Origin of the sequence: Cellulomonas triticagri, assembly GCF_003696205.1 — a bacterium.
GTDB lineage: Bacteria > Actinomycetota > Actinomycetes > Actinomycetales > Cellulomonadaceae > Cellulomonas > Cellulomonas triticagri.
In genome coordinates, this window is the sequence record NZ_RFFI01000159.1 from 1 (window position 1) to 6,719 (window position 6,719).

At 75.9% G+C, this 6,719-nt stretch carries 7 protein-coding genes; 5 read left to right on the forward strand and 2 right to left on the reverse strand.

The window, feature by feature from the left end; all coding sequences use genetic code 11:
• Positions 1-296: 296 nt before the first annotated feature.
• Positions 297-1,418 (reverse strand): glycosyltransferase family 4 protein, encoded by a 1,122-nt coding sequence (locus EBM89_RS18835; protein WP_122151154.1) that lies wholly within the window; start codon positions 1,416-1,418, stop codon positions 297-299.
• 89 nt (positions 1,419-1,507) lie between these two features.
• Positions 1,508-2,284, reverse strand: a complete 777-nt coding sequence (locus EBM89_RS18840; RefSeq protein WP_122151155.1) for a hypothetical protein — start codon at positions 2,282-2,284, stop codon at positions 1,508-1,510.
• 148 nt (positions 2,285-2,432) lie between these two features.
• On the opposite strand from EBM89_RS18840, the gene rpmE reads away from it, so the two are divergent.
• The 5 genes from rpmE to EBM89_RS18865 all read left to right on the forward strand — a co-directional run.
• Entirely contained in the window at positions 2,433-2,648 is a 216-nt protein-coding gene (gene rpmE / locus EBM89_RS18845) for a 50S ribosomal protein L31 (RefSeq protein WP_122151156.1), read from the forward strand.
• A gap of 139 nt (positions 2,649-2,787) precedes the next feature.
• A complete protein-coding gene (gene prfA, locus EBM89_RS18850; RefSeq protein WP_122151157.1) occupies positions 2,788-3,909 on the forward strand; it encodes a peptide chain release factor 1 in 1,122 nt (373 codons plus the stop codon).
• Between the two features lie 35 nt (positions 3,910-3,944).
• Positions 3,945-4,868, forward strand: coding sequence for a peptide chain release factor N(5)-glutamine methyltransferase (gene prmC / locus EBM89_RS18855; RefSeq protein WP_122151159.1), 924 nt, complete (start codon positions 3,945-3,947; stop codon positions 4,866-4,868).
• Positions 4,865-5,524 (forward strand): L-threonylcarbamoyladenylate synthase, encoded by a 660-nt coding sequence (locus EBM89_RS18860; RefSeq protein WP_122151158.1) that lies wholly within the window; start codon positions 4,865-4,867, stop codon positions 5,522-5,524. The genes prmC and EBM89_RS18860 overlap by 4 nt, the downstream gene beginning before the upstream one ends.
• The coding region (locus tag EBM89_RS18865; RefSeq protein ID WP_147463624.1) for an MraY family glycosyltransferase at positions 5,521-6,719 on the forward strand (1,199 nt) is incomplete at its 3' end. The genes EBM89_RS18860 and EBM89_RS18865, both read left to right, overlap by 4 nt.

Below are 6,719 nucleotides of genomic sequence, written 5' to 3' on the forward strand. Positions count from 1 at the left end.
CCCTCGCCGCGCCCTCGCCGCGCCCTCGCCGCGCCCTCGCCGCGCCCACGGCGGGTCCGCCGCTCCGCGGCGATGCCGAGGGCGCGCGTCCCCACCCCGCCCAGGCTCCGCCCCCACGCGTCCGCTCCATCGGTTGCCGAGTGTCCACTTCTCGCCTGCGGACCCCGCGACCGGCGCAGGCGCGAAGTGGACACTCGGCGCGCGCTCCCGACGGGGCCGAGCAGCGGGGTCGGGCAGCGGGCGAGGCAGGGTCCGGCGCGGGCAGGGTCGGGCGGGCGGTCTGGTCCGCGCGGGCGTCAGCCGCGGCGGGTCGCCAGGGCCTGCTCGTACCAGGCGAGGGTCTGGGCCGTGATCGCCCCGGCCTCGAAGCGCTGCGCCGCCGCGCGCTGCGGCGCGACCGCCGCCGCCCGGGCGTCCGGGTCGTCGACCCAGCGCGCCAGCGTGGCCGCGAACGCCGCGGTGTCGCCGGGGTCCACGAGCTGGTCCTCGAGCCCGGCCATCGGGGTGCGGTACCCGGCGTTGTCCCCGGCGAGCACCACGCCGCCCGCGTCGGCGAGCGCCTCGACGACCGACATCCCGAAGGACTCGCCCCCGGTGGAGGGGAGCGCGACGACGTCGGCCCCGGCGAGCAGGGCGCGCTTGTCCTCCTCGGCCACGAACCCGGGGAAGTCGACGCGGTCGGCGATCCCGGCGGCGCGGGCGCGGGCGCGCAGGTCGTCCAGGAGCGGGCCGCGTCCGGCGAGGGTCAGCGTCCAGGGCCGGTCGGTGGACAGGCGCGCGGCGGCCGCCAGGAGCTCGCGCGGTCCCTTGCGCTCGACCAGCCGCCCGAGGAAGACGATCCGCACCGGGTCGCCCGGGCCCCGCTCGGCGGCGGGCAGCGGCTCGCCGAGCTCGACGGGTCCGCCGATCACGGGCGCGTCGGCGCGGCCGAACGCCTCCCGCACCGGGTCCAGCGCCGCGACCGACAGGGCGCTGATGGCGTCGAAGCGCCGCAGGCGCCGCCGTTCCAGGACGCCGAGCGCGCGGATGCCCCAGCGGGTCAGCGCGTCCTGCGGGTAGATGACGAACTGCCCGACGACCGCGGTGCGGGGGTGCGCGGCGGACACGACCCGCCCGGCGAGCACGGGGCTGTACGGCATGGTGACGTGCAGGACGTCGAACGGGACCTCCGCGAGCAGCCGGCGGATCGCGGTGCGCGAGGCGGGCAGCGGGGTGCCGAGCCGGTTGCCGTTGAACTTCACTGAGACCGTGCGGCCGAGCACGTGCAGGTTCGCCAGGTCGGTGCGCTCGGTGCTCGACGTCAGGTAGTGCACCTCGTGACCGAGCGCGGTGAGCCGCCGCCCGAGGGTGAGCACGATCTGCTGCACCCCGTCGGGTCGGTCGAGCCCGTCGTCGATGACCAGACCGATGCGCAGCACCCGGACATCCTGCCATCGCCGAGAGCGGAGAAACCGCAGGACATCCGCGACATCTCGGGCCAGCTTCTCCGCTCTCGACGCGGCGCGGTCTATGCGGGCTCGTGGACGCCGTCGGACTGGAGGGTGCGGGTGCCGCAGGTGATCTGCCGTGCGGTCTCCTGCGCGGTCGCGTCCCCGGCGACGTCGACGCTGTCGGACGCGCCTGCGCTCGCGACCGTGCCGTCGACGTCGATCACGGTGCGGGTGACGGTGTCGTCCACCAGGTTCAGACCGACCAGGTCCTGCGTGCCGTCGCCGTCCAGGTCGAGGCAGCCGACGCCGGTGCCCTGCCCGGCGAAGCCCTGGTCGAACTGCCACGGCGTCCCGGCGGCGTCGGTGGCCGGGACGAGCGCGCAGTCCTCGACCAGCAGCAGGTCGGCGACGCGGTTGTCCGACAGCAGCACCATCGTGGGACCGGCGGGGTCGGGGTGGAGGGCGAACGCGCTGGCACCCGCGGGCCCCGCGAGGTCGATCGGGCTGGTGAAGGTGGCGCCGGCGGCGGTGGTGACGCCGAGGGTGCGCGTGCTCCCGTCGGAGGCGATCCACAGGGTGTCGGGGGAGCCGTCGCCGTCGAGGTCGATCGTGGAGACGGTCGCGGCGTCGGCCGGTGCCGCGTCCCCGGTGCCGGTGCACCCGGCGGGCGCGGGGGTCGTCGGCTCCGGGGTGGCGGCCGGCGCCGAGGACGCGGGCGGTGCCGCCGTCGGCTGCGCCGGTGCCGCGGTGTCGTCCCCGCCGGACCCGCCGGAGCACCCGGCGAGCAGCAGGGCGGCGCCGAGCGCACCGGCACCGAGGACGGACAGGGACTGGGGGCTGCGTCGCGTGCTCATCGCCCTCGACGGTAGGCCCGGGCAACTGTCCCCGCCTCCCGGGAAGATTTCGCCGCACCCCGGTGTTCTGGCACACTGTCCTGTCGGTCTGCGGTTCACGTGCGCGGCGAGCGCGCACGACCCGGAGACACCACACGAGGAGAGAACTGTGAAGGCTGGAATCCACCCCGAGTACGTGGTGACCCAGGTGACCTGCACCTGCGGCAACACGTTCACCACCCGCTCCACCTCGACGTCCGGTGAGATCCGGGCCGACGTGTGCAGCGCCTGCCACCCGTTCTACACGGGCAAGCAGAAGATCCTCGACACCGGCGGCCGCGTGGCCCGGTTCGAGGCGCGCTACGGCAAGAAGTCGGCCAACTAGCGACCTCGGCGCCGGTGACCGGCGGCCCCTCCACGGGCCGCGGTCACCGGCGCTTTCGCATGTCCGCAGGTCGTGTGGCGCGTGCGCCGGGGGCCTGCCGCACCCGCCGCGCGCCGCGGCACCCCGACTGGAGGACGCGATGAGCGACCCGTTCGCCGCCGCACGGCCGCTGCTCGACGAGCACGCCCGGATCGAGCAGCAGCTCGCCGACCCGGCGGTGCACGCCGACCAGGCGCTCGCCCGCACGCTGGGCCGCCGGTACGCGGAGCTCGGCCGGGTGGCGCAGGCGCACGGGGCGTGGAGCGCCGCCGCGCAGGACCTGGCGGACGCCCGCGAGCTCGCCGCCGAGGACGAGGCGTTCGCCGCGGAGGTCCCCGGGCTGGCGGAGGCGGCGGACCACGCCGCCGAGCGGCTGCGCCGCGTGCTGGTGCCGCGCGACCCCGACGACGCCCGCGACGTCATCCTCGAGATCAAGGCGGGGGAGGGCGGCGAGGAGTCCGCGCTGTTCGCGGGCGACCTGCTGCGCATGTACCTGCGGTACGCCGAGCGCCGGGGCTGGAAGACCGAGACGCTGGAGTCGACGGAGTCCGACCTCGGCGGCTACAAGGACGTGCAGGTCGCCGTGAAGGCGCGCGGCGCCGTCACCGACCCGGCCGACGGCGTCTGGGCGAGCCTGAAGTACGAGGGCGGCGTGCACCGCGTGCAGCGCGTCCCGGTCACCGAGTCGCAGGGCCGCATCCACACCTCGGCGGCGGGCGTGCTGGTCTTCCCCGAGGTGGAGGACGAGGGCGAGGTGGAGATCGACCCGAACGACCTGCGGATCGACGTCTACCGCTCGTCGGGTCCCGGCGGGCAGTCCGTGAACACCACGGACTCGGCGGTGCGGATCACGCACGTGCCGACCGGCATCGTCGTGTCGATGCAGAACGAGAAGTCGCAGCTGCAGAACCGCGAGCAGGCCATGCGCGTGCTCCGCGCGCGCCTGCTGGCCGCCCGCCAGGAGGAGGCCGCGGCCGCGGCGAGCGAGGCCCGCCGGTCGCAGGTGCGCACCGTGGACCGCTCCGAGCGGATCCGCACGTACAACTTCCCGGAGAACCGCATCGCCGACCACCGCACGGGGTACAAGGCGTACAACCTGGACCAGGTGCTCGACGGCGACCTCGGCCCGGTCGTGCAGTCCGCGGTGGACGCGGACGAGGCCGCGCGCCTCGCGGCGGCGGGCTCGACGGGCGCGGCGGGCTCGGCGGACGGCGCCCGGTGAGCGCGGAGGCGGGGGCCGAGCGCCCCGCACCGACCATGCGCGCCCTGGTCGAGGGTGCCGCGCGCGTGCTCGCCGAGGCCGGCGTGGGGTCCCCGCGCCACGACGCGACCGCCCTGGCCGCGTACGCGCTGGGCCTGCCGCGCCTCGACCTCGTGCTGGCCCCGCCGGTGCCGGAGGGGTTCACCGAGGAGTACGCCGAGCTCGTCGAGCGCCGCCGCTCCCGGGAGCCGCTGCAGCACATCGTGGGCTCGACGGTCTTCCGCTACCTGTCGCTGCGGGTCGAGCCCGGGGTGTTCGTGCCGCGCCCCGAGACCGAGGTCGTCGCGCAGGTCGCGGTGGACGAGGCCGCGCGGATCGCGTCGGAGGACCGCACGCCCCTGGTGGTCGACCTGTGCTGCGGCGCGGGCGGTATCGCGCTGTCGGTGGACACCGAGGTCCCGGGCTCCCGCGTCGTCGCGGTGGACGCCTCCCCGGAGGCCGTCGCCCTCACGCGCGCGAACCACGGGCTGAGCGGCAGCCTGACCATGCGTATCGAGCAGGGCGACGTCCGCGACCCGTCCCTGCTCGCGGACCTGGACGGCACCGTCGACGTCCTGGTGTCCAACCCCCCGTACATCCCGCCGGACGCGGTGCCGGTGGACCCGGAGGTCCGCGACCACGACCCCGACCTCGCGCTGTACGGCGGCGGGGCGGACGGCCTGGAGATCCCGCGCGCGGTGCTCGCCGCGGCCGCGCGGCTGCTGGCGCCGGGCGGCCTGCTGGTCATGGAGCACGCCGAGGTGCAGGACGCCGCGGCGCGGGCCGACGCGGAGGCCACCGGCGCGTTCGAGGCCGTGGAGTCCCGCCCGGACCTGACCGGACGCCCGCGGATGCTGGTCGCGCGCCGCCGTGCGCGCGACGACGGGGCGGGCGAGCCGCGACCGGTCGCCCAGCCGGGCGTGGGACACTCGCAGCCGTGACCGACGACGCCCTCCTCGACGCGACCGACCCCGCCACGTGGGGACCCTCCCTCGACGCCGCCGTGCACACGGTGCAGCGCGGGGGTCTGGTGGTGCTCCCGACCGACACGGTCTACGGCATCGGCGCGGACGCGTTCACGCCGGAGGCCGTCGCGGCGCTGCTCGCGGCGAAGGGCCGCGGCCGGCAGATGCCCCCGCCCGTGCTGATGCCGGACGTGCGCACGCTGGACGGCCTGGCGATGGGCGTCCCCGCGGAGGTCCGCGACCTGGCCGAGGCGTTCTGGCCCGGCGGCCTGACCGTGATCCTGGTGGCGCAGCCGTCGCTGGCGTGGGACCTGGGCGACACGCACGGCACCGTCGCGCTGCGCGTCCCGGACCACCCCGTCGCGCTCGCGCTGCTGCAGCGCACCGGCCCGATGGCGGTGTCCAGCGCCAACCGCACGGGGCAGCCGTCGGCGCTGGAGGTCCGCGAGGCGCACGAGCAGCTCGGCGACCGGGTGCAGGTGTACCTGGACGGCGGCCGCACCCCTGGCCAGGTCGCCTCGACCATCGTGGACGCCACCGGCGACGAGCTGCGGGTGGTGCGCGAGGGCGCGATCAGCCTGGAGCGGCTCCGCGAGGTCGCCCCCGTCGTGGCAGGTGAACCCGGCCGGTGAGGGCGTATCTCCTCCTGCTGCTGATCGCCGCCGCGGCCACGTACCTGCTGACGCCGGTGGCGCGCTGGTGCGCGCTCCGGTGGGGGGCGATCACCGCCGTGCGGTCGCGCGACGTGCACTCGATCCCGACGCCGCGCCTCGGCGGGCTGGCGATGTGGGCCGGCCTGATGGTCGGCCTGATCATGGCCGGGCAGCTGCCGTTCCTCGACGCGGTGTTCGAGAACCCGCGCCCGATCATCGGCATCGCCGCCGCCGCGACGATGGTCTGCGCCCTAGGTGTCGCCGACGACATCTGGGACCTCGACTGGATGACCAAGCTGGTCGGCCAGGTGCTCGCGGCGTTCGTGATGGCCTGGCAGGGGCTGGCGCTCTACCAGCTGCCGATCGACGGGATCATCGTCGGGTCGAGCCGGGTGTGGCTGGGGCTGACCGTGCTCGTGGTCGTCGTGGCGATGAACGCCGTGAACTTCGTCGACGGGCTCGACGGCCTCGCCGCGGGCCTGATCGCGATCGGCGGCCTCGGCTTCCTGCTGTACTCCTACCAGCTCACCCGCGAGGCGAGCCCGGGGGACTACTCGAACCTCGCCACGATGATCCTGGCGCTGCTGGTGGGCGCCTGCATCGGGTTCCTGCCGCACAACTTCAACCCCGCGCGCATCTTCATGGGCGACTCGGGGTCCATGCTCATCGGCCTGGTGATCGCGGCCGCGGGCATCCAGGTGACCGGGCAGATCGACCCGGCGATCGTGAACACCCGCCAGTCGGTCCCGGCGTTCCTGCCGATCCTGCTGCCGGTCGCCGTGCTGCTGCTGCCGCTGCTGGACATGGGGCTGGCCGTCATCCGCCGGGTCGGGTCGGGCAAGTCGCCGTTCCACCCGGACCGGATGCACCTGCACCACCGGATGCTGGCGCTGGGCCACTCGCACCGCCGGGCCGTGATCATCCTCTACGTCTGGACGGCGCTGTTCACCGGTGCGGCCGCCGCGCTCATGTGGTTCTCGACCACCGCGGTGCTCGTCGGCCTCGGCGTCGGTGTCGTCGTGGCCCTGCTGCTGACCCTCGGTCCGCTGCGCGGCCGCAGCCCGGGTACGCCCGGACCCCAGGGCCCCGAGGCGCCCGGCCCCGACGACGGCGACCCGGCCCGCCCCGGCGGTCCCGCGGCGAGCGGCCCCGCCCGGCACGCCGCCGACGCCCG